The 23028-nt window shown below is 43.4% G+C and carries 21 protein-coding genes; 10 read left to right on the top strand and 11 right to left on the bottom strand.

Translation table 11 applies throughout. The features are described from left to right. Positions 1 to 49: 49 nt before the first annotated feature. The 4 genes from ACFI6L_RS15160 to ACFI6L_RS15175 form a co-directional block, all read right to left on the bottom strand. Positions 50 to 406, bottom strand: coding sequence for a hypothetical protein (locus ACFI6L_RS15160; protein ID WP_014949730.1), 357 nt, complete (start codon positions 404 to 406; stop codon positions 50 to 52). A 152-nt stretch (positions 407 to 558) separates the two neighbouring features. Further along, positions 559 to 2721, bottom strand: a complete 2163-nt coding sequence (locus tag ACFI6L_RS15165; protein WP_462557945.1) for a prolyl oligopeptidase family serine peptidase — start codon at positions 2719 to 2721, stop codon at positions 559 to 561. A gap of 65 nt (positions 2722 to 2786) precedes the next feature. Then, complete coding sequence (locus ACFI6L_RS15170; protein ID WP_462574350.1) at positions 2787 to 5903, bottom strand: efflux RND transporter permease subunit; 3117 nt, start codon at positions 5901 to 5903, stop codon at positions 2787 to 2789. After that, positions 5900 to 7135: an efflux RND transporter periplasmic adaptor subunit gene (locus ACFI6L_RS15175; protein WP_039236077.1), complete on the bottom strand. Its 1236-nt coding sequence runs from the start codon at positions 7133 to 7135 to the stop codon at positions 5900 to 5902. Before ACFI6L_RS15175 ends, ACFI6L_RS15170 begins: the two co-directional genes overlap by 4 nt. Before the next feature lie 380 nt (positions 7136 to 7515). On the opposite strand from ACFI6L_RS15175, the gene ACFI6L_RS15180 reads away from it, so the two are divergent. Further along, positions 7516 to 7824, top strand: a complete 309-nt coding sequence (locus tag ACFI6L_RS15180; RefSeq protein WP_014949733.1) for an isoamylase early set domain-containing protein — start codon at positions 7516 to 7518, stop codon at positions 7822 to 7824. Positions 7825 to 7944: 120 nt separating this feature from the next. Here the strand turns inward: ACFI6L_RS15180 and ACFI6L_RS15185 are convergent, their stop codons facing one another. Both ACFI6L_RS15185 and ACFI6L_RS15190 read right to left on the bottom strand, forming a co-directional pair. Further along, complete coding sequence (locus ACFI6L_RS15185; RefSeq protein WP_061095228.1) at positions 7945 to 8871, bottom strand: electron transfer flavoprotein subunit alpha/FixB family protein; 927 nt, start codon at positions 8869 to 8871, stop codon at positions 7945 to 7947. Beyond that, the gene (locus tag ACFI6L_RS15190; RefSeq protein ID WP_014949735.1) at positions 8868 to 9620 is read right to left on the bottom strand and encodes an electron transfer flavoprotein subunit beta/FixA family protein; all 753 of its coding nucleotides are present in this window, start codon (positions 9618 to 9620) and stop codon (positions 8868 to 8870) included. The genes ACFI6L_RS15185 and ACFI6L_RS15190 overlap by 4 nt, the downstream gene beginning before the upstream one ends. 371 nt (positions 9621 to 9991) lie before the next feature. Here ACFI6L_RS15190 and ACFI6L_RS15195 point away from each other — a divergent pair, with 371 nt between their 5' ends. The 5 genes from ACFI6L_RS15195 to fldA all read left to right on the top strand — a co-directional run bounded on the left by ACFI6L_RS15195 (position 9992) and on the right by fldA (position 13918). Next, positions 9992 to 11641, top strand: a complete 1650-nt coding sequence (locus ACFI6L_RS15195) for an electron transfer flavoprotein-ubiquinone oxidoreductase (protein WP_014976739.1) — start codon at positions 9992 to 9994, stop codon at positions 11639 to 11641. A 122-nt stretch (positions 11642 to 11763) separates the two neighbouring features. After that, complete coding sequence (locus ACFI6L_RS15200) at positions 11764 to 12162, top strand: H-NS histone family protein (RefSeq protein ID WP_061485992.1); 399 nt, start codon at positions 11764 to 11766, stop codon at positions 12160 to 12162. Positions 12163 to 12244: 82 nt separating this feature from the next. Next, a complete protein-coding gene (locus ACFI6L_RS15205) occupies positions 12245 to 13024 on the top strand; it encodes an alpha/beta fold hydrolase (RefSeq protein ID WP_039236069.1) in 780 nt (259 codons plus the stop codon). 124 nt (positions 13025 to 13148) lie between these two features. Beyond that, positions 13149 to 13367: a DUF2788 domain-containing protein gene (locus ACFI6L_RS15210; protein WP_012519093.1), complete on the top strand. Its 219-nt coding sequence runs from the start codon at positions 13149 to 13151 to the stop codon at positions 13365 to 13367. Between the two features lie 26 nt (positions 13368 to 13393). Then, entirely contained in the window at positions 13394 to 13918 is a 525-nt protein-coding gene (fldA, locus tag ACFI6L_RS15215) for a flavodoxin FldA (protein ID WP_462557551.1), read from the top strand. A 98-nt stretch (positions 13919 to 14016) separates the two neighbouring features. Here fldA and ACFI6L_RS15220 read toward each other — a convergent pair whose 3' ends face one another. Further along, on the bottom strand, positions 14017 to 16023 hold the full coding sequence (locus ACFI6L_RS15220; protein WP_014949740.1) for a methyl-accepting chemotaxis protein: 2007 nt from the start codon (positions 16021 to 16023) through the stop codon (positions 14017 to 14019). A gap of 315 nt (positions 16024 to 16338) precedes the next feature. Here ACFI6L_RS15220 and fur point away from each other — a divergent pair, with 315 nt between their 5' ends. Further along, the gene (gene fur, locus ACFI6L_RS15225; protein ID WP_014949741.1) at positions 16339 to 16767 is read left to right on the top strand and encodes a ferric iron uptake transcriptional regulator; all 429 of its coding nucleotides are present in this window, start codon (positions 16339 to 16341) and stop codon (positions 16765 to 16767) included. 50 nt (positions 16768 to 16817) lie between these two features. On the opposite strand, the gene ACFI6L_RS15230 is transcribed toward fur, so the two are convergent. The 4 genes from ACFI6L_RS15230 to ACFI6L_RS15245 form a co-directional block, all read right to left on the bottom strand. After that, positions 16818 to 17684, bottom strand: coding sequence for a D-amino acid aminotransferase (locus ACFI6L_RS15230; protein ID WP_462557554.1), 867 nt, complete (start codon positions 17682 to 17684; stop codon positions 16818 to 16820). Next, a complete protein-coding gene (locus tag ACFI6L_RS15235; RefSeq protein ID WP_039225493.1) occupies positions 17681 to 18628 on the bottom strand; it encodes a 5-oxoprolinase subunit C family protein in 948 nt (315 codons plus the stop codon). Before ACFI6L_RS15235 ends, ACFI6L_RS15230 begins: the two co-directional genes overlap by 4 nt. Further along, a complete protein-coding gene (gene pxpB / locus ACFI6L_RS15240) occupies positions 18625 to 19365 on the bottom strand; it encodes a 5-oxoprolinase subunit PxpB (protein WP_239240657.1) in 741 nt (246 codons plus the stop codon). Before pxpB ends, ACFI6L_RS15235 begins: the two co-directional genes overlap by 4 nt. Before the next feature lie 135 nt (positions 19366 to 19500). After that, on the bottom strand, positions 19501 to 20238 hold the full coding sequence (locus tag ACFI6L_RS15245) for a 5-oxoprolinase subunit PxpA (RefSeq protein WP_462557557.1): 738 nt from the start codon (positions 20236 to 20238) through the stop codon (positions 19501 to 19503). A 65-nt stretch (positions 20239 to 20303) separates the two neighbouring features. Here ACFI6L_RS15245 and ACFI6L_RS15250 point away from each other — a divergent pair, with 65 nt between their 5' ends. The 3 genes from ACFI6L_RS15250 (at position 20304) to ACFI6L_RS15260 (ending at position 23012) form a co-directional block, all read left to right on the top strand. Beyond that, on the top strand, positions 20304 to 21188 hold the full coding sequence (locus tag ACFI6L_RS15250) for a CvfB family protein (protein WP_014949746.1): 885 nt from the start codon (positions 20304 to 20306) through the stop codon (positions 21186 to 21188). An 84-nt stretch (positions 21189 to 21272) separates the two neighbouring features. Further along, entirely contained in the window at positions 21273 to 21665 is a 393-nt protein-coding gene (locus ACFI6L_RS15255) for an OsmC family protein (RefSeq protein ID WP_014949747.1), read from the top strand. Between the two features lie 213 nt (positions 21666 to 21878). Beyond that, positions 21879 to 23012, top strand: coding sequence for an efflux RND transporter periplasmic adaptor subunit (locus ACFI6L_RS15260; protein ID WP_039225481.1), 1134 nt, complete (start codon positions 21879 to 21881; stop codon positions 23010 to 23012). Positions 23013 to 23028 lie beyond the last annotated feature (16 nt).

The following is a 23028-nucleotide window of genomic DNA, read 5'->3' on the forward strand; positions in this document are numbered from 1 at the left end:
TTAGTAGAAAAGCGGTGACGTTGAGAAACGTTACCGCTTTTTTTATCTGTTACGCCGCCATATGAATATCAGATGTAGGCATTTGCACAAGCTGCTGTAATTTCCTACACACCTTCACCCATCGCGCTACTTTCTGATAGTAGACCTGCTCGATCAACTGCCCTTTTTCATTAAACAGAAAGCTCGCCAGCTTCCCTTTACTACCCGGCATATAAAAGTGATGCACCGTGAATTGATGAGACAAAGGGGCATGTGCCACTTTTTGATACATACAGAAAGGCAGTGCATTTGCACGCTCATCGCCACCAGTTAAGCGACTACGGCGCTGAAACGTATCTGAACCTAAATCAGCCATTATGCCATGTTTTAAAATAAGCTGGTCGACCGCTTTAATACCTGTTTGCATAACTATCTCCTAAATGTTGCGCTAATCAGCGAACCAAGATGAGACTCAAAATAAACCATACTGATATTTATACAGTATATGGTTATTTGTTTAAAATGCAAACAAAAAAGCCGCTTATTCAAGCGGCTCCTGTTTAGTCGTTGTCAAAAAGCTTAATTGAGGGCTGATTCTAGGAATGCCCACTGGTCAGCATACCCCTCTATTTGCATCCATGTTGGCGTACCCGCACCGTGACCAGCTCGAGTTTCAACACGAAGTAGAATTGGGTTATCGCAGCTTTGGTCAGCCTGTAGTTGGGCTGCAAATTTATAGCTGTGCCACGGCACAACACGGTCGTCGTGATCACCTGTAGTGACTAATGTAGCCGGGTAGCACGTGCCCGGCTTGGTGTTGTGAAGTGGCGAATAAGCATAAAGCGCTTCAAATTCGTCTTTGTTTTCACTTAACCCATAATCAGAGGACCATGCTCGCGCATTTGCACTAGGTGTGTGATAGCGAAGCATATCTAACACGCCAACTGCAGGTAAGGCTGCAGAAAAGAGATCCGGGCGCTGTGTTAAGGTCGCACCAACAAGCAAACCGCCATTCGACCCACCTTGAATACCCATTTTCTCAGGCGTGGTGTAGCCACTTTCAACCAAATACTCGCCCGCTGCGATAAAGTCATCAAATACGTTTTGCTTATCTAACTTAGTCCCAGCCTTGTGCCACTGTTGCCCATACTCACCACCACCACGTAAGTTAGCTATGGCCAGTACATTGCCCTGCTCTACCCATACCATGCGCGATACTGAATAGCGGGGCAGCAGTGAAATATTAAAACCACCATACCCGTACAGTAACGTTTTATTATTTCCATCTAACTTCAAGCCTTTTTTATGCACGATAAACATGGGAACTTTTGTTCCATCTTTACTGGTGTAAAAAATTTGCTTTGTTTCGTAATCATCATAATTAACACCGGTATCGATGGATTTAAATAATGATGACTCGCCGCTTTTTACGTCGTACGCAAATACTTGGCCAGGATTTGTGAATCCCGTAAGTTTATAGAACGTTGTATCGGCATTTTTGCTTCCGTAAAACCCGCTTACACTTCCAATATCAGTAAACGCAATTTCATCTATTTTCTCGCCGTTTAAATCAAATACACTTACCTGCCCTTTTACATCTCTTAGATACTGAGCAAAAAGTTTTTCACCCAATAGTGAAACGCTCGACAAGGTATCAGATGTACTTTCAATTACGGTTTCCGTTGCTTTAACGCCACCATCGAAATCAACCTTAATAACCTTACCTGTAGGGGCATTTGCTGTAGATGTGAAAAATAACTCGTCGTCATGCTCGCCAATTAGGTCGTAACGGCCATCCCATTTGTCGAAAACCGAAACGAGCTCACTGTCATCATTTACCAGCGATTTAGCATAAACACCATTCGCCTGATATCCCTCGAACACAGAAATGAGCAGTGTTTTGCCATCTTGAACAACCGAAGGATAAGGGTTCCATGTAGGTTTATTGTCAAACGCAAAAACCTTTTTGTCTTCACTTTGCGCTGTACCTATTGCGTGAAAATAGATAGATACGGTTTGGCTATCATCATACTTACCAGCTTCATTTTGGGGGTAACGTGAATAGAAAAAGCCGCTTTCATCGGGCAACCACGCGATATTTGAAAACTTAATGCCTTTAATAGTGTCAGTTAAATCCGACTTCTTACTGGTGTCACGAACGTGAATAGTTTTCCAGTCTGTACCACCGTCAGAAAGCATGTAGGCCAAGAACGAGGCTTTAGGGCTTAGTTCAGTTGACGCCATAGACACTGTGCCATCTTCACTCAATGTATTTGGGTCAATCAGTACTTCAGGCTCACCGTTAACGCCGTCAGCCATGTAAAGTACATACTGGTTTTGCAAGCCGTCGTTATAAGAATAAAACAGCTTGCCGTTTACCATATAAGGCGTTGAATATTTTTCGTAGTCCCACAGCGCTGTTAGACGTTCTTTGTATCTTTCTCTAGAGGGCAATTCAGCCAGATAAGGACGAGCAAGGGTGTTTTGAGACTCAACCCAAGCACTTACCTCTTCGCTCTTTTCTTCTTCTAGCCAGCGGTATGGGTCGCTCACTACAGTGCCATGATAGTTGTCTTGCTGAGTCACAGTTTTGGTTTCTGGATAGTCAGACACTTTTGGCATGCCGCCGCTTTGTGATTCACCTTGCACTGAACTAGTAGATTCGGTATACGAGCTTGTACACGCCAAGGTTAAACCTGCTGATGCCGCTACTATGGCAGCGTATATTAGATTTTTCTTCATTTTTATTCCTTAAACGAAAAATGCCGGTTTCAACCGGCATTTTCTATTTAGCTTTCTGTCGTAACTTACGTATGTTTTCGACCTTTAAACACGCTTTTAAGGTCATTTAAAATAAGGTACAGCGCTGGGACAAGCAGCAAGGTGATCACCGTGGCGAACAAAATACCGAAGGCCAATGAAATAGCCATTGGGATCACAACTTGAGCCTGTAAACTGCGCTCAAAAACAATTGGCATAAGCCCCATAAACGTTGTTAGTGACGTGAGGATAATTGCTCTGAAACGCTGAGTACCTGCGCTAATAGCAGCATCCATTAGCGACATGCCTTCTTTGCGCGCACGGTTAACGAAATCCACCATGATCAAGCTGTCGTTAACTACAACCCCAGACAACGCAATTATACCGCAGATAGAAAGTACGCTTACCGCCATACCTAATACCAAGTGCCCCACAATGGCGCCTACGATACCAAAAGGTATAACCGACATAATGATGAAAGGCTGGCTGTACGATTTAAGTGGAATAGCAAGCAAGGTATAAATGGCAAAGAGTGCAAATAGAAGCCCCTGCATTAGGCTGATCATAGCGTCAGCCTGCTCTTTCGAGTTACCTTGAAGCTGGAAGTCCACCTTGGGATACCGCGCTAATAGATCCGGCATCAGATTTTCAATCACATCATTGGTTACTTCTGACGGGTCAAGCAACGCTTTATCCACTGCACCAGTTACGGTTACCGAGCGTTTACCATCGACACGAATAATTGAATCAAAGCCCTGACCAACTGTAAATGTCGCCACCTGCTCAAACGGAATTTCTTGCCCATTTGGCGCGCGGATACGCATGTTTTCAAGATGCTCTATAGAGCTACGTTCCGTTTTCGGATAACGCACCATCACTTTGATTTCTTCATCGTCACGCTGGATACGCTGTACTTCCGCACCATAGAAACCAAAGCGAACCTGCTGACCTAAATCACGCAAAGAAATACCTAGCGCATCAGCCTGAGGTTTCAGCGCGAGTTGAATTTCTTCGCTTCCGCCTGAGAAGGTGTCGTTAATGTCGGTAACACCTTCGTATTTATCCAACGCTTCTTTAAGTTCATCACTTATCGAACGAAGGGCCTTAATATCGCTTGAGCTAAATTCAAAGCTCAGGTCTGAACCACCACCTGGGCCACCCGGAGAGCTAATATTAAACGACTTAACACCTGGGATTTCTGGTAACTCTTGACGCCACATGTCTTGAATTTCAAAGTCTGTCAGCGTTCGCGTTTCACCTTTGGTGAGCTCTGCGAAAATCTCGCCCCCAAGATTGCCGTTATCAAAGGCAATGGCGTGCTTTATAACGTTTTCACCCGACTCTTCAGCTACTTTGTCGTCCATGCGGTGCATGGCCTCGCGAAGCGTAGTCAGTACATTATCACGCTGTTCAAGCGATGAGCCTGGCTCAAGCTCGAAACTTGCAATCATAAAATCGCTAGGAATATTCGGGAAAAATACAAAACGTACAATACCACCACCGAACAGGCCTACTGTGAGGATCAGCATAGCCATAAACACAGCAACCGTGGTGTAGCGATTTCGTACAGCTGTAGCCAAAAATGGCGCGTATTTATTGTTTATAAACGTCTTAATACCTTCGCTGAAGAAATCTCGGAACTTTTGAAATCTATTCGCCTTTTCAGGATCGTAAGGCTTAAGCTTCATGTGTACCAAGTGAGCCGGCAATATTAGTTTGGACTCAATGAGCGAGAAAATAAGGCATACGATAACCACCATACCGATGGTTTTCCAAATAATTCCAAACGGCCCAGATACCATCAGCATGGGCGAGAATGCGGCAATGGTTGTCAACACGCCAAATGTTGCTGGCATAGCGACCTTTTTGACGCCCGCTATCACGTTTTCAGCGCTATGGCCTTTTTTGTCTATTTCAGAATACGCCGATTCCCCCATGATAATGGCGTCGTCAACCACAATACCCAGCACAAGAATAAACGCGAACAGGCTAAGCATGTTGATAGACACACCAACCATATCTAGCGGCATAACTAACAAGGTGCCAAGAAAACAAACCGGCAAGCCCACAATAACCCAAAACGCGAGCTTAATTTTTAAAAATAAAGAAAGTACCAAGAATACCAGAAGCGCGCCGAAGAACATGTTTTCCAGCATCATGTTGAGTCGGTCAGCTAAGTAAAACGAACTGTCGCCCCAGGTATCAGCTGTAATATGCGCCGGAAATTCCGATTTCTGACTCTCAATATAGGTATTAACTTGCTCAGAGATTTCTAATGCGTTTTGATCACCTACCGCACGCACTCGCAAACTAACAGCGGGCTTATCGTCGAATAGTGCATATTGGTTATTTTCAATAAAACCATCGTTGATATACGCCACATCGCCTAATGTCACACGCGTGCCGTTACCGTTTGTTACTAATACAATCTGCGAGAAATCCCATCCTGTATAGGCTTGCCCTTTCGTTCTAAGCAGAATATCGCCATTTTCAGTGCGAATTGAGCCGCCAGGTAAGTCGACGCTGGTTTGACTTAAACGCGCAACGACATCGGCGAATGTAAGGTTGTATTTTTGCAAATCGACTTCCGAAAGCTCAACGGAAATCTCATAGTCCCTTGCCCCAACAACTTGAACACTTGAAATACCAGGTAGGTTAGCAATGTCGTCGCGCAAATCTTTGGCAAACTCTTTTAACTCCCGTTCAGACGCGTCACCGTAAACCGAGAGCCAAATTACGTCTTGTTGTATTTTTTGACGGTAAATAACGGGCTTTTCAGTGTCTGCGGGGAAGCTCGGAATAGCGTCAACTTGTACTTTTACTTCATCAAGTAAAGATTGAACATCATAGTCTTCTTCCACCTGAATACTTACCGTACCCATACCTTCAACGGCTGTGGAATTAAGCTGCTTAATACCCTCTAAGTCTTTAATTGACTCTTCAATTTTAAGCAGTACGCCCTCTTCTACTTCTTGTGGTGCTGCCCCCAAATACGGTACGCGAACATTAATAACGTCTATCTCGAAATTGGGAAATACTTGCTTCTGAATACTGAAGGCACCAAATAATCCGCCAACTACAAGCAACCACATCAGAAGGTTTGCAGCTACGCTGTTACGCGCGAACCAGGCAATAAGCCCTTTATTGGTATCAATACGGCTCATTCGCTTTCACCTTCGGTGGACGTGCTCTCTACTTTATCGTTATCTTCGCTAGCATCCGATTCAGCGGCATCAGATAGCACTGGCTCATCACCTGGTAGACGAACCTTCATGCCATTATACGGGTTTGGTACGGCACTTCTCACTACCAGGCTTCCATGCTCAATGCCAGAACGAATAAACACTTCTTTAGCGGTTGTACGCGCAACCTCAACAGGCTTTATTTCAATCTCACGATTATCGTTAACAGTCAGTACGGTATTGTCTAAACGTAAAATGCTACGAGGCAACACCACCAATTCTTCATTCTGACGAGATGTGATTTCTGCTTCTACAAACTGACCAAAACGAAGGGGGGCATTGTGTGAAGATTTCAGATTGTAAGGATCTTGTACTTCCACAATGGCATATACTACTCGGCTGCCTGTATCTAAAATACCTTCTGAACGCACCAGTTTACCTTCCCAAGTACGTTTCACACCGCCCACAGAGGCCGTTAACGAAACCGGAGCGCCGTCATTGGACTGTCCTGCAATATTGATAAACATTAAATCGCTGTCAGTAATAGGCAGCCTGACTTCTGCAGTATCGGTGGAGTACACTGTACCAAGTACTGCGCCCATTGATACAAACTGACCCAGGTCAATATTACGTTCAACCACAATGCCATTATAAGGGGCTGTAATTTGCGTTCTTGCCAAGTTGCGTTTTGCACGCTCTAGTTTGGCTTCTGCAGCTTTAACGTTTGCTTGTTCTTTTGCCAGTTGCGGCTTACGTAAACCCAACTCAGGCGGTGCAACGCTACTCACCGATCGCCATTCTTGCTCTGCTACTTTGCCGCGAGCTATTTCTTCTTGAAGCGCTGCTTGCGCTTGAGCTAATTCAGCCTCTGCAAGCTTAAGATCCGTGCGATAATCATCTTGTTCAAGTGTTGCCAGCACATCCCCTTTTTTGAATGTACCGCCAGCTATAAATACATCAGACAAACTCACTACTTGGCCACTGACCTGCGCACTTAACGCAGTTTTATTTCGTGGAACAACGTTACCCTGAGATTTTACGATAAAGCTCACGGCCTCTGCTGTTGCTTCTTTCGCTTCAACCAAAAAAGCTGGAATTTCCACGGGTACTTGCTCTGGTGGCTTACGTGATTTGATCATGACTGTCGCGGCGATAAACGCGACCAAAACTATGATTAGTGGAATGCCACTTTTCATCAAGATGGAGTTTTTCATTTACTATCCCTAGGAACGAAGGAAATCCACGCGAGTGAAACGGACGCAACGATGTATTGCACTTTCACATACCACCTGATAACCCACGAAAATCTATTATTATTGTTTCAACACTAGTGTACTGATTTGTGGTTATTGTGCCCACTTAAGATTGTTAAATTTTGTGTCTGTTAATTGTTTTTAAAATACACATAAAAATCAGCCGCCCTAATATAAAAAATTATCAAAAGAATACAAAGTAAGATTGATAATTATCAGATTTTCGTTGATTATTTAATCACTCATTGGTTATGAGTTAACCGGCGGTTGTTATTTGAGCTTAGTCTTTAATGCGAAGTAGCCTCGGGAATGATTTCGCTACGTTGAAGGGAAAACACATTATGAGTCTTAAGAAACAATACCTTAAATCAAAACCTCTGTGCAAAGTGACATTTCGACTAAATGCGGAAGCGGCGCAAGACGCCAAAGAAGCAGCGTTGTGTGGTGACTTTACTGACTGGAAATCACAGCCACTAACGATGAAGAAACTGAAAAGTGGAGACTTCACGTTAACGGTGGATTTAGAGAAGGATCACGAGTACCAGTTTCGCTATCTCATTGATGGTGAAAAATGGGAAAACGATTGGGAAGCAGATGCTTATATTCCCTCACCTGTGAGCATAGAAGACAACTCAGTGGTGCGCGTTTAAATTATTGTTCCATTAAAAAACATACCCGTAACTACTCTAGGTATTTTATAACGATTCCCTACAAAAAAGGCTGCGTATACGCAGCCTTTATCTTCATTTTGCTAAACCTTAAAATTCGATTTACAACGAATTTTCCAGCTCTGGAAGTACATCAAACAAGTCGCCTACTAACCCGTAGTCTGCAACCTGGAAAATTGGCGCTTCCTCATCTTTGTTGATAGCAACAATGACTTTAGAGTCTTTCATACCTGCAAGGTGTTGAATAGCGCCCGAGATACCTACCGCGATATAAAGCTGAGGCGCAACAATTTTACCTGTTTGACCTACCTGCATATCATTCGGAACGAACCCAGCATCTACTGCGGCGCGTGATGCACCAATAGCAGCACCTAGCTTGTCAGCAATGCCCTCAAGAAGCTTGAAGTTGTCACCGTTTTGCATACCACGGCCACCTGAAATTACCACTTCTGCTGCAGTTAATTCAGGTCGCTCAGACTCAGTCAGCTCTGCCGATACGAAATCAGACTTCTCGCTCCCCTTAACAACGTCTAAAGACGTAACTTCTGCGCTGCCGCCTGTTGTTGCAGCATCAAATGATGCAGCTCGTACAGTAATCACCTTTTTCGCGTCAGATGATTGTACGGTAGCAATAGCGTTACCTGCGTAAATTGGGCGTACAAACGTGTCTTCACTCTCTACACCAATGATGTCAGAGATTTGCGCTACGTCTAATAAAGCTGCTACGCGAGGCATGAAGTTCTTACCTGTCGTGGTTGCAGCAGCAACAATGTGGCTGTAGTCAGCAGCAAGTTCTACAACTAGATCAGCCGTATTCTCAGCAAGCTGATGCTTGTAAGCAGCATTGTCAGCAACAAGTACTTTTGCAACACCGTCAATTTGCGCCGCAGCTTCAGCTACTGCTTGGCAACCTTCACCTGCGACTAGCACGTGAATATCGCCACCCATTTTCTGCGCGGCATTAACAAGCTTATGCGTTTCAGTCTTTAAGCTTGCATTATCGTGTTCTGCATATACGAGTACGCTCATGAGATCACCTTTGCTTCATTTTTTAACTTGTCTACCAACTCAGCAACATCTGCCACTTTAATGCCACCCTCGCGCTGAGGCGGAGGCGTCACTTTTAGCACCTTAACGTTTGAGTCAAGTGAAACACCAAAATCCGCAGCCGCTTTAACGTCTAACGGTTTGCGCTTTGCTTTCATGATATTAGGAAGCGATGCATAACGCGGCTCATTCAAGCGAAGATCTGTGGTTACTACCGCTGGAAGCGAAAGTGCAACAGTTTGAAGACCGCCATCAATTTCACGGGTTACATTTACTTTTTCGCCGTCAACAACGACTTCTGACGCGAAAGTCCCCTGCGGCATACCAGTAAGTGCTGCAAGCATCTGTCCTGTTTGGTTATTGTCAGAGTCGATACTCTGCTTACCAAGAATAACAAGCTGTGGTTGCTCTTCTTCAACTACTTTAGATAACAGCTTTGCCACTTGAAGTGAATCAAGATTTTGGTCGGTATCGATTTGAATACCACGGTCAGCACCTAGGGCTAATGCTGTACGTATTTGTTCTTGGCAGCTCTTATCACCAATTGAAACAACAACGATTTCAGTGGCCACACCTTTTTCTTTTAATCGAACGGCTTCTTCAACAGCAATTTCGCAAAAAGGGTTAATGGCCATTTTTGCGTTGGTAAGATCTACGCCAGACTCATCGGCCTTCACTCTTACCTTAACGTTGTAGTCGATCGCGCGTTTGACCGGTACGAGTATTTTCATATTTACCTCAATTGTTGAGTTCGTCGGTGTCTATTACGTTTCATTAATAATTAACTATTAATAATTAAAAACGTATTACTTCACCACGCTTTTTGAAACTTTAACAATGTGCTCTACGTTAAAAAAGAATCCGTGGAACGTACGTTTTTTAAAGGCTAGCCTTAAAACGCCGTTAACACCACGTTTACGAGCAGTTATAATACACTGCCAGTTAACGTTAACGTAAACTGCTTTGCAATGTACTTACTGTTGACGTAAACGTCAACCTGCATTACCTTGCAAAACGACAATTAATTTACATGTTTTTGACACAAAGCATTATTTGTTTCATCAATAGTGCATTATAAAAATACAAACATAAGGAGCCTCCCGTGGAACGAGAATCGATGGAGTTTGACGTAGTCATCGTCGGTGCCGGCCCAGCTGGATTATCAACGGCTTGTAAGCTTATGCAGCTTGCAAATGAAAAAGACCAAGAGCTAATGGTTTGTGTGGTCGAAAAAGGCTCCGAGGTAGGTGCACACATTCTTTCTGGTGCCGTTTTTGAGCCGCGCTCACTAAACGAACTTTTCCCTGATTGGAAAGAAAAAGGCGCACCTCTCAATACACCCGTAACTGAAGACCACATTTACCTACTTAATGATGAGACTTCAGCGAAAAAGTTACCAAACGCTATTACCCCGAAAACCATGCACAACGATGGCAACTATATTGTGTCTATGGGTAATGTGTGTCGCTGGTTGGCAGAACAAGCTGAACAACTAGGTGTTGAAGTATTCCCTGGCTTTGCGGCCTCTGAAGTCATTTACAATGAAGATGGCAGTGTTGGCGGTGTACTTACCGGCGACATGGGCGTGGGTGAAAACGGCGAACCTAAAGACGGCTACATGCCAGGTATGGAACTACGCGCTAAATACACAGTGTTTGCAGAAGGCTGTCGCGGTCACTTAGGAAAAGACCTCATTTCGCACTTTAAGCTGGACGAAGACAGTTCACCGCAACATTATGCTATTGGCTTTAAAGAGATTTGGGATATAGACCCATCCAAGCACCAGCCAGGGCTTGTGGTTCACAGTGCAGGCTGGCCACTTGACGATGCAACAGGCGGTAGTTATTTATACCACGCTGAAGATAACCAAGTGTTCGTTGGCCTAATCGTAGACCTAAACTACGACAATCCATACCTAAGCCCGTTTGATGAATTTCAACGTTTAAAGCACCACCCCGTATTTAAACAGTACCTTGAAGGCGGTAAACGTGTCTCTTATGGCGCAAGAGCTATCGCTAAAGGTGGGTTTAACTCGTTGCCTAAAATGACCTTCCCAGGTGGTTTACTCGTCGGCTGTGAAGCCGGAACGCTAAACTTTGCCAAAATTAAAGGTAATCACACGGCCATGAAGTCGGGCATGCTTGCAGCAGAGAGTATTTTTGAAGCCATTTCAGAAAATGCTGAGGCACCAGTAAAAGAGTTAACAAGCTTTACAGAGAAATTTAAATCATCGTGGCTATACGACGAATTGTTCCGCTCTCGTAACTTTGGCCCCGCTATCCACAAACTCGGAAATTTCTGGGGTGGCGCATTTAACACGCTAGAGCAAAATATCTTTAATGGTAATTTGTTTTTCACCATGAAAGACGAACATAAAGACTACGCACAGCTTAAAGAAGCGAAAGATGCAAAAGAGATTTCATATCCTAAGCCAGATGGCGTGTTAAGCTTTGATAAATTGTCTTCTGTATTTTTATCTAATACAAATCACGAAGAAGACCAGCCTTGCCACTTAAAATTAAAAGATCCGTCTATTCCTTTGCAGGTTAATTTACCTAAATTTGCAGAGCCAGCACAGCGCTACTGCCCTGCTGGTGTATATGAAGTAATTGAAGAGGAAGGTGAAAAACGGTTCCAAATTAATGCACAAAACTGTGTTCACTGTAAAACCTGCGACATAAAAGACCCAAGTCAAAATATTAAATGGGTAGTTCCGGAAGGTGCCGGCGGACCAAATTACCCGAACATGTAATTTAAAGTATTAATTTGCTATTTAACGGATATTTTTAAAAAGCGAGCTTGGCTCGCTTTTTTTTTGTGCTACTTTTATTTATTATCCAATAGAAATTAAGTACAACGTATTAAGGTTAATTAATGAGCGATTTTTTAGATATTTTAACCCATGGAAGACGTTTACAAGGTGCTGTTAAGGAATTAAGCATTGAAGAACTTGAACAAATTCAAGAAAAACTTAGCGGTATAATTGAGAAAAGAAAAGAAAAATTAGTAGAACAAGAAAAGCTTGAGAAAGAAAAATTAGAGAAGCTCGCTGCTATTAAAAAGCAAATGGAAGAAGCGGGTTTAAATGTTGAAGATCTACAGGCATTAAATGTAGAAACAAACAAAAAGGTTGGCAAAAAACGTCCGGTTAAATACAAGCTTGTTGATAGCAAAGGTGAAGAACACCTTTGGACAGGTATTGGACGCATGCCTCGCGTTTATAAAGAAGCGCTAGATAGTGGTAAGTCACTCGACGATTACGCCATTAATTAATTGAAATTGTGAATTAAACAAGGCCTGTTTTTACAGGCCTTATTTTGTTTGAACAGCATGTTCAGAAACGGATAAGTATATTGTGAAGTTGAACTACAAACTTTCGGAGTGCGCTTCTACCTCTCCCTGGCTGATTCTCATTCATGGACTATTTGGAAATGCCGATAATTTAGCCGGCATTAAGCGCCACTTTGAGTCTAATTACAACGTGATCAGCATTGATCTACCTGACCACGGTGAATCCCCATGGACATCTTCATTTTCTGTCGACGATGCTGCAAATGGGGTGTTCGAGATTATGCAATCGCTTAATATTGGAGAAAGCGCGGTTTTAGGCCACTCATTAGGCGGCAAAGTAGCCATGAGATTAGCCTTAAACCACGGCGACGTTGTTTCTCACCTCATTGTCGCCGATATTGCACCAGTATCTTACGACCATAGCCACCAAACCGTATTTGATGGACTCAAGGCCGTTCCCTTAGATGCAATTCAAAGTAGAAAAGATGCTGAAAAAGAAATGGCTAAACATGTGAAAGAGCCAGGCGTTCGACAATTCTTATTGAAGAGCCTATATCAAGATGAAAATGGCGATTGGAAATGGCGTTTTAATGTCGATGGATTAATTGCAAGTTATTCACACATTATTGATTGGGAACAAACAAATCAAACATTTGATGGCGTAACCTTATTCATCAAGGGCAGTGAGTCTGATTATATTACGCCAGCCTATCGCGATGAAATAACGCGTTATTTTCCCAAGGCTAAAGCACATGTAATAGAAGGTACTGGCCACTGGTTACATGCAGAAAAGCCAGCGGTCTTTAACGCCGTTGTAGAAAGAACGCTCAATAAATCGTCTTAAAGAAGGGTTTTCATCATCATTTAAGATGAGAATGACTATTATTACCTATTTTTGAACGTTTTAGGCTCTTACAGGCGTATATACTGTGATATAGTTGCGTCAGATTTTTTTAAGTAACAACACTATGCTTGCAGAAAATTACGAACTCATTGAGTCCATCATGCTGTATGGCGGCTTATCTATCCTTTTTGGGTTGATGGGTTTTGCTGTACACGATGTACTGCGTAAGAACGATGTGCCACTTATTGGACGAGTGGTAACGTACGGTGTGCTAGGTTTAGGCGCATTAGGGTTTCTTGCGAAGGGCATTATTGAATGGTTTTGGCTAAGCACAGGCGTTTAATTAGTAACGATTAATAGAGGTTAGATATGGCAAGCGTTGGCCTATTTTTCGGAAGTGACACGGGTAATACCGAACATGTTGCGAAAATGATCCAGAAGGAATTGGGTAAACAGCTAATTGATGTTAAAGACATTGCCAAGAGCAGTAAAGAAGACATCGCTGAATTTGATTTGCTTATCTTTGGTATCCCAACGTGGTACTACGGTGAAGCGCAATGCGATTGGGATGATTTCTTTCCTGAACTAGAGCAAATTGACTTCAACGACAAGCTAGTTGCTATTTTTGGTTGTGGAGACCAGGAAGACTATGCAGAGTACTTCCTAGACGCGATGGGCATGATACGTGACATCGTTGAAGCCAAAGGTGCGATTTTAGTAGGTCAATGGTCAACTGAAGGCTACGACTTTGAAGCGTCTAAAGGCATGGCTGACGACAATCACTTTGTTGGCTTGGGTATTGACGAAGACCGTCAACCAGAACTAACTGACTCGCGCGTTAAAGCGTGGTGCAAGCAAATTCACGATGAACTTTGCTTGGCAGAACTTGCTTAAGCACAGCCGCGAAAAAGAATACAAAAAACCGCTCTGATGAGCGGTTTTTTTTGATAATTAATCAGCTGCGCCTGCTGTCAGCTACGCTAATTCAGCGATTACAGGTGAAACCGCTCTACTGCTTTTCTCAAGCTCTCAGTTTGCGCGTCCAACAACATTGTCGACTCGTTCGACTGGCGCGTGCTTTGCGCACTGGAGTCGGCTAGTGCAACTATGCGGTTCAAACTTTTCGCAACATCGCCAAGTAAAACATCTTGTTGTTCGGTATCAGCCACAATGTGTTCGTTAATATCGCTTAACCGCTCAATGATTTCTCTAATACTCTCTACTTGTTGAGATACTTGCTGGGTAATTTCCACCCCTTCTTGCGCTTGTTCGCGCCCTGCATTAATTGCTTTTACTGCCTGCGCAGCATCTTTTTGTAAGTTCCCAATCATCTGCTCAATTTCTTCCGTAGAGTCATGGGTGCGGTTGGCTAGCGTTCGCACTTCATCCGCAACGACCGCAAAGCCTCTACCTTGTTCACCAGCTCTTGCAGCTTCAATGGCTGCATTCAATGCTAACAAGTTGGTTTGCTCTGCAATCGTTTTAATCACGTCTAAGATACTGCCAATATTGCGAGAGTTGTCGTCCAAACGATTAATGATCTGCGCCGAAGACTCCGCCTGTTTGGCTTGATTACCCACCTGCTGACTGCTTTTTTGTACCAATTGACCAATGTCTGTACTTTGCTTTGTTATATCGCGTAGGGCGTCCATTGCTTCATTAATTTGGGCGAGGTTGCTGCGGCTTTTTTCCTGTACATGTTTTGTATTCGTAGACGTTACCGTTACTTGCTCACGTTGCTTGTCTACCTCAGATAAGCTCTTATTACCCAGCTCTACGCTTTCTTTTGTAATGTCTATAAGGCGTTTTTCTTGCTCTAATATATTGCCCACTAGCTCTCGTAAACTATCGGTTAGGCTGTTCACTTTTGCGGAAAGGGCAGAAAACTCATCATTGCCCTCTTGAGGCAATTTGGTGCTTAAATCCCCTTTACTTAGCTGACTTAAGCCTTTATTGATACGGCCAAGGGGCTTGGAAATACTACGGGTTACAATAACCGCTAAAAATATTGCAGCAACCAAGCCCAGTGCCGCGACAATGATATTGCGCACAAGGTTGGCCTGAACAGATTCAAGAATGGCGTTCTGCCCATCAAGAGATTGCTTCTGGACAGCGTCAAACAAAGTATTAATGTCGGCAAGTGCGGTTTCTAACGCTTCTTTTGCTTCCTTCTGAGCTTTCGCAGCTTTGTCTACTTCAGAAAGTTTTTGTCGCTGCAAAGCAATTAATCCATTTGTGCCGTTTACCGCTTCCATCAGTAAATCATACTGTTCGTTAAAAGAAGCTATCGTACCGCCATCATCAACCCCTGTGGCCAAACGATTTACATAGTCTTTATCTACCTGCAAATTACTCAATTGGTATTCTAAATCTTCAATAATACTCGCACTTTGCGTAGCGTTATCGGTTTCAGCCAGTTCAATGAATGAATCATTCATTGTGAGCAATTTGTTGTCTATTGCAGTACCCGCACCAATTAGCGTTTCAATACTGGGGTTATTTCCCTCTAAATAGGAAAGATCTAGCATTAACGCACTAGCCTCATCGGCCGTCATTAAGACTTTTTCAAGCTGTGCAGCAAGAGCCTTCTCGATATTCATTCGCTCGTTGATAGCGGTATACATGTCGTTACTACTATTAACGTAGGCTAGACTAACGTCGACAGCGTTACTGGCTACCGCGTTATTTGGCATAAGTGAGTTTAAACGAGACAAGTCGTCAGAGAATGCGGAAGATAAAGTATCAAACGTCTCTTTGTTTGCGACCAGCTCTTCTCTATTTTCGACATGATATCCGTTGGCAGTAATCACTGATAAAGAGAGGATCTCAGTCTTTACTTTTACCATGCTGGTCTGAACTGGCATCTTTTGCTCTACAACGTCTTGTGCAGAATCTTTTATTCCGCTAAGACCAAAATAGGAAAGAATACTGGTAAGTAATAATAAGCAGCCGAATAAGCCAAAGCCTAACGTGATTTTATTTATAATTGTTAACTGCATGGGCACTTCCACCAAAAAAACATGCCAAAAAATAAAAAGGGTTGTATCGCCTTTTTAAGTTTAGTTTAACAGGATGTTAATTCAATGCATCAAAAGTTTTATTTATTTTGCACATTTGTTAGATAAATCTTGCACTTACAATCTGGTCAGGCCAGACACCATGCGGGCTGTAGCGAAGTAACAATTTTTATCGCACCAGTGCAATGGATAAATTTTCAGCGAGAAAACAAAGTTTCCACGGTTTTGCTTTTAAATTGTTTCAACTTACCTATAATAACCACCAAATACTTATTCACTCGTTCTTAGTAGGTTGTAATGGATCAAAATAAAGAATTGAAAAAAGCAGGGCTAAAAGTCACTCTGCCTCGCCTTAAAATTTTACAAATTCTGCAAGAGCCAGAAAACCAACACATCAGCGCTGAAGACGTTTACAAAATCCTTATCGAACAGGGTGAAGAAATTGGTCTTGCTACCGTGTACCGCGTGTTAAACCAATTTGATGATGCAGGCATTCTTAATCGCCACCATTTCGAAGGTGGAAAATCTGTATTTGAAATCAGTCACAAAGATCACCACGACCACCTTGTGTGTTTGAAGTGTGGCAAGGTCATTGAGTTTGAAGATGACATTATCGAAGAACGCCAAGAGATGATTGCAAAGCAACACAAGATGAAGCTAACGCATCACAGCCTTTACTTATACGGTGAGTGTACAGACGGTAACTGCGACAACTTACCTGAATAAGTAACAGTTTTATTCTAGCAAAAGGCCCGCTTTAAGCGGGCCTTTTTTCGTTACGCTTTAAACTTATATGCGTGGTAAGCCTTAATTGCTTTCTCCCACACGTCACCCACTTCCCCTGTGCCAATAGGTTTCCCGTCTACTTCAACTACCGGGGCAACTTCTTTGCTTGAAGAGGTTAACCATACTTCATCTGCCTCCAGCAACTCATCTTTGCTAAACCAAGTTTCAGTAACAACCAGGCCTGCCTGTTTAAATGCTTCAATTGCAATGGCGCGAGTAATACCGGGAAGAAGTTCATGGTTTAAGGGGGGCGTAGATATACATCCGTCTTTCACCATAAACACGTTGCATGAACTTGCCTCGGTTATCATACCTTCGCTGTTGTACAAAATAGTTTCGTTAACGCCTGCGTCAACACCTGCTTGGTAGTGCATTACATTGCCTAACAAGGATGTGGATTTAATATGGCAGCGTTGCCACCTTTTATCCTGTTGAAGCGCAACTTTGAAAGGCCTTGCTTCAGATTTTGCTGTAGGCTGTGGTGGCGCTATTTCAAAAGCAAACCCGAATACAGTGGGTGCTATATTCTTAGGGTATGCATGAAAACGTTTTGTATCGGTGCCACGGCTTACGTGGAAATAAACACCAATGTTTCCGCTTTCTATAAACGCTTTGTTTTTTTCGACCAAGCTGGACAAAATGTCTTGCCATTCTTCTGCTGAATAAGGGTTAGCGATTTCAATAGCTTTAAGGCCTTGCGCCATACGCGATGTGTGCCCCTTGAAGCCTACTGCGCTACCAGAATACGTTGGAATGACTTCATAAATACCATCACCAAAAAGGAAGCCTCTGTCCATCGGAGAAATTTTAGCCTCAGAAAGAGGCAAATACTCACCGTTTAAAAACGCAATCGTCACAATATTTCTCCTTGTAGTCGGCGACGCCTACTTGTCATCAGTAGCCAGTCTGCCCTTGCTTCTTCTTCATGTTGAAAAACAAAATTCACTTTTTCGCCTGGCACGGCTTGGGCCAAGCGACTTATATCACAGGGGCTTACACAGCCAAGTTTTGGATAACCCCCTAATGTTTGTCTGTCGCGCATCATTACAATAGGCTGCCCGTCGCCGGGAACTTGAATTGCACCTAAATGAATTGCCTCTGAGCGCATGTTTTCTATATCGGCTGTAACTGATTCACCGGTCAACCTAAAGCCCATGCGATCGATAGCCGATGAAACCGTATAGCTGCTTGTTTCAAACGTGCGTAAAGCAACAGCGCTAAAACTCGAAAACTGATACCCGGGAATAACCCGAATAGACTCTAAAAAACCATAGTTGTCTATGTGCTGCCGCGAGAGAGTGCGCATTCTAGCGGTGCTTTTAATTCTGCTGTTAGCTGAAATGTCGATGCAATCGCCATCTTTTAACGCGCATCCCTTACCATCCAACCCACCAAGTTGTTCGCGTACTACCGTACATGCACTCCCTACCGCTTTTGGCACATGCCAATTTCCACCTATTGCCAAATAGGCTTTGCTACCAAGTAGAGCGCTGCCAAACGTAATAGTTGCACCTGCCGGTACATGTTGGCTCTGGTATGTTGCTTTAACGTTTCCATCTACGTCGAGTGACGGTTCCCTGCCAGTCACAGCAATAATACAATCTTCATCAACCCGTAATCGCATTTCACCAATCGCTTCGAAGCATGGCGTACCGTCTAAATTGAAGGCTAGAAAATTGGCCCAATCATAGGCGTTACTATCCATAGGGCCTGATTCACAAAATCCATCCCGTTGTCGCCCTACCCGTCCGTTATCTATGATAAGGCTAAACAATCCTTTACTGAGTACTTCAATTCTCATCGCTCAACCTGCAATCCTGCTCTATATTCCTGTTCAGTAACTGAAACAAACCTAACCACATCACCTGCTTTTAACCGCGCTTCACTTTGCTCATTTTTATGAATGAGCATGTCGAATGCCGTAAGCCCCAATAAATTCCATCCTCCAGGTGATTCACTGGGGTAGACAGCAGTTTGCCTGTCAGCGATTGCAACCGCACCTTTAGGTACGCGTTTGCGCGGTGTGCCTAGTCGCGCACATTTGAGCGCTTCTGGAATATCACCCATATAGGCAAAGCCCGGAGAAAAACCCACTGCGTATACTTTATAAGTCGTGCTAGTGTGCAATTCGATAATCTCTTCAATAGACAGTGACGTTTTCTTACTCACTACACTTAAATCACTTGCATTAGGCGCACCGTACCAAACAGGAATTTCAATCACGGCGCTACTTTCATTCTCTTTTGCTTGCAAAGAGAATGATTGCAGGCTCATGTCTTCAGCGCTTAGATTACTTATGGCACGGTATACACCGTGGCTATCAATTAATGCCATATCAAAAATAATCAACAGGCTGTCATAGGAAGGCACACACTCACGCAGCCAAGCCCACGAATCGCTTCCCTTTTTGCTATCTATCGCTGCCAGCACGTGATGACAGGCATTATTCGCGTCGTCCAGGTTTGCGCCATCAAAGTACAAAATAATGGCGTCTGCACTTGCTGTAACTATTCGCTTAATGCGACCGAAAGCTTGCATCTACTGTCCTTGTTATTTAAACGGCTGTCAGTGCTTGGTTCTGAGTACTTAGTTTTAGATATACCACTCTCAGCACAACAATGGGTAACAGCCTCTTGTATTGTTCTTGTAAAATGTGTTTTTTATGAGGCAGGTTTATAGAAATGTTCTGATTTTCTTTGCAATATTCACCGCCCCTTTAGTATCGCCATGTACACACAGAGAATCCGCTTCTATTGCAAGTGTTGCTCCCGAAGCTGTCGTTACTGTTCCCGATGATATAAGTTGTTTAGCTTGAAGCAATGCGTCGCTCTCGCTTAACACGGCACCTTCGATCAAGCGAGATTGCAGTAAACCTTCATCGGTATAACGCCTGTCTGAAAACGCTTCAAAATACAACGGCAGCCCCCACTCTTGCGCAGCGTCTTTAAGCGCTGCATTTTGCGACGTAGCCTGTACCATTAGCGCAAGGGGCGAATCTAACGACTGCATATTTATTTCAGCTATGCTTCGCATTACTGTGCGCATGACAGCTGTATCTTTCATCATGTCATTGTAAAGCGCACCATGAGGTTTCACATAACTTACGTTGGCCCCGCAAGCCTTTGCCATTCCACTCAATGCACTCGCTTGATATTGGATCATAGCGCTGAGTTCATCAGCAGCAATCGCCATACTTCTGCGACCAAATCCCTGTAAGTCTGGATAGGCTGGATGGGCACCTATGTCCACATCATGTTGTTTGGCTAACCGAATAGCCTGCTTCATCACTAATGGGTCACCAGCGTGAAAACCACAAGCAATGTTGGCCTGATCAATTTCTGCCATAATGGCCGCTTCCACCGGCATAGACCATGCGCCAAAACTCTCACCTAAATCGCAATTTAACTTCATAATGGTTTAGCTCTTACGTTCATTCCAGTATCATGTTACCTGTTCTTTTTAAAAAGTCAGTGCTGATGATAAATATTGGAAAAATTAATACATTACGCGTGGTAGCCCAATACCCTTTTGGCTACGCTTTAGCGCCACTTGTCGAAAACAATGACGAAAACGACTGCGTAATAGAAATAGATGATGCTGAAGAGCTGCAAACTGTGACCCTTGCGATTGACGAAGTAGAAACTTCCCTCGCAGAAGGACAACAGATAGACGTATTTGTAGCCACAGATCAGCGCGGCGATCTCTATGCCACCATGAAGAAACCTTTGATTCAAGTTGGTGAAACTAAGGTACTTAAAGCGGTATCTGCCACTAACTTTGGTGCATTTTTCGACTGGGGTTTAGACAACGACCTTTTAATGCCCAACGACTACCAAGCTCAACCTGTCAATCCAGGTATGTACTATGTTGTTCACACCTTTTTTGATGATAAAACCCAGCGTATTTTAGGTGCTACCAAGCTTCACTATTTTCTAAAGGAAAGTAGTGCCTATCTCAACGAGGGCGACACAGTGCAATGCTTGGTTTATGCCAAAACTGATTTAGGTTTTAAGGTCGTTATCAATGAAAAAAGCTTAGGTCTTATTTTCCATAGCGATGCCTTTAAGCCACTTAAAGTCGGGCAAGCTACTGAAGGGGTAATTAAAACAATTCGTGACGACGGCAAGGTGGATGTAGCCCTTCAGCGCGTAGACAAAGGTGGCCGTGATGCACTTCAACAAGCCATTTTGGATGACTTAGAAGCCCACGGTGGCATTTCTACGCTAACAGATAAGAGTGCGCCAGAAGCCATTTACTCTCATTTTAACGTGAGTAAAGCGGCGTATAAAAAAGCGTTAGGGGCGTTATATAAGCAAAAGAAAATCACGCTTAGCCCAGATGCTGTTCGCCTTAACAAATAAACGCACATGTCACAGCTGCATTGAAGCGCTAAACTGGCCTGTCTTGCAGCTTCCTTTTTTATTTTTATGACATTAGGATAAACAATGAAAGCACGTGTTTCTTGGGATCAAGATTTAACTTTTACAGGAACTACAGACAGCGGTTACAAAACGGTGATGGACGGCAGCGGTAAGGCTGTATCTCCGATGGAATCAGTGCTGTTGGCAGTTGGTGCATGTTCAAGTATTGACGTGGTAGATATTCTTAAAAAAGGGCGCTTTAACATTGAAGCCTGTAACTGTGAATTAGAAGCTGAACGCGCTGAAGAGCCGCCTCGTGTATTTACTAAAATTCACGCGCATTACACAGTGTCAGGTGAAGGCATTAGTGAAAAGGCCCTTGCTCGCGCCGTGCAGCTTTCTGCAGAAAAATACTGTTCCGTCATGCTAATGCTAACGGGTAATGTTGAGATCACTACAAGCTATACTTTGGTTTAATAAACTATAGTAGAACCAGCCTCTTTTTAGCGATTCTCGCTAAGCATTAGTAGAAAAGGCCAACCACTTGGGTTGGCTTTTTCGTTGAAACTGTTTGTTACACTCATAAGTGATTGATATTATTAACAATTAACATTAGTTAACATCTTTGGCATATTAGCTGCTGTATATGGTCATTATTATATAACGACAACTACGTTAGGGTTATTGACCATGGAAACTACAACGCACAGCAACACCTCTTTTTCACCATCACATTCTTTATTACCGTTTTCGCCAACATCACTCAAATTACTTGTTGGAAGCGGTATTGTTGCCCTCTCTCTCTCGATGACAGCATGTTCTGATGCTGATGCCATTAATGACCAAGCCAACGCCACCGAAGTTGAAGAAACCGTTTTTGCTATTCCCGTTGAAACCCAAACCATTGTTACTGGCGACATTACGTCCACTTACGATACAACCGCTATTTTAGAGGCCCGTGAAGAAGCATTTGTGGTTGCGCGAGCGTCTGGAATTATCGAAGAAATCTTCGTAGAAGAAGGTGATTATGTTGAAAAAGGCCAGGTACTAGCACAGCTTGATAAACGCCGCTACGAGCTGAACTTATCAAAAGCTTTGGCTGATTTAGCTGGCATTGAAAGCGAACTAGAAAAGGTCAACAAAGTCTATTCCAAAAAGCTTATCAGCGATGACACTTACGACAAGCTCACTTCGCAATTTGAATCAGCAAAAGCATCTGTACGCTTGGCTGAACTTGATTTGAAAGAAGCAACGATCACAGCCCCAATTGATGGATACATTGCAGAGCGAAACGCAAAAGTAGGTAACTTAACCGAATCGTTCCAACGGGAGAGAATGTTCCATATCGTTCAGCAACGTAATCTTCAAGGCATTGTGTATCTGCCTGAAAATGAGCTACCTAACGTAGTGATTGGACAAGGTGCAATGCTTACCGTGGCGGCTTTAGGCGACAGGAGTATCACCGCGAGTGTTGAACGTATAAGCCCGGTCATCGATGCGACCACAGGCACGTTCAAAGTAACCTTAAAAGTACCTAACGAAGATAACAAACTTAAAGCCGGCATGTTTACCGATGTGTCACTTGAGTACGCAACACATGCTAACGCCACGTTGTTGCCTCGTAGAGCGCTTGTTACCATCGATAATAATCATAGTGTATTCGTTGTCGACAACGGCAAAGTTAAAAAAGTTGATATTTCTACAGGTTTTGAAAACAACGAAGTCGTTGAAGTTATTAATGGTTTAAACGGTAATGAAGAAGTGGTTACCGCAGGCCACCAAAACTTGAAAGACAGCGCCCCTGTTGAAGTAGTAAACAGCTAATTCGGCCCAACAAGGA

This window comes from Alteromonas sp. G4i35, assembly GCF_054960375.1.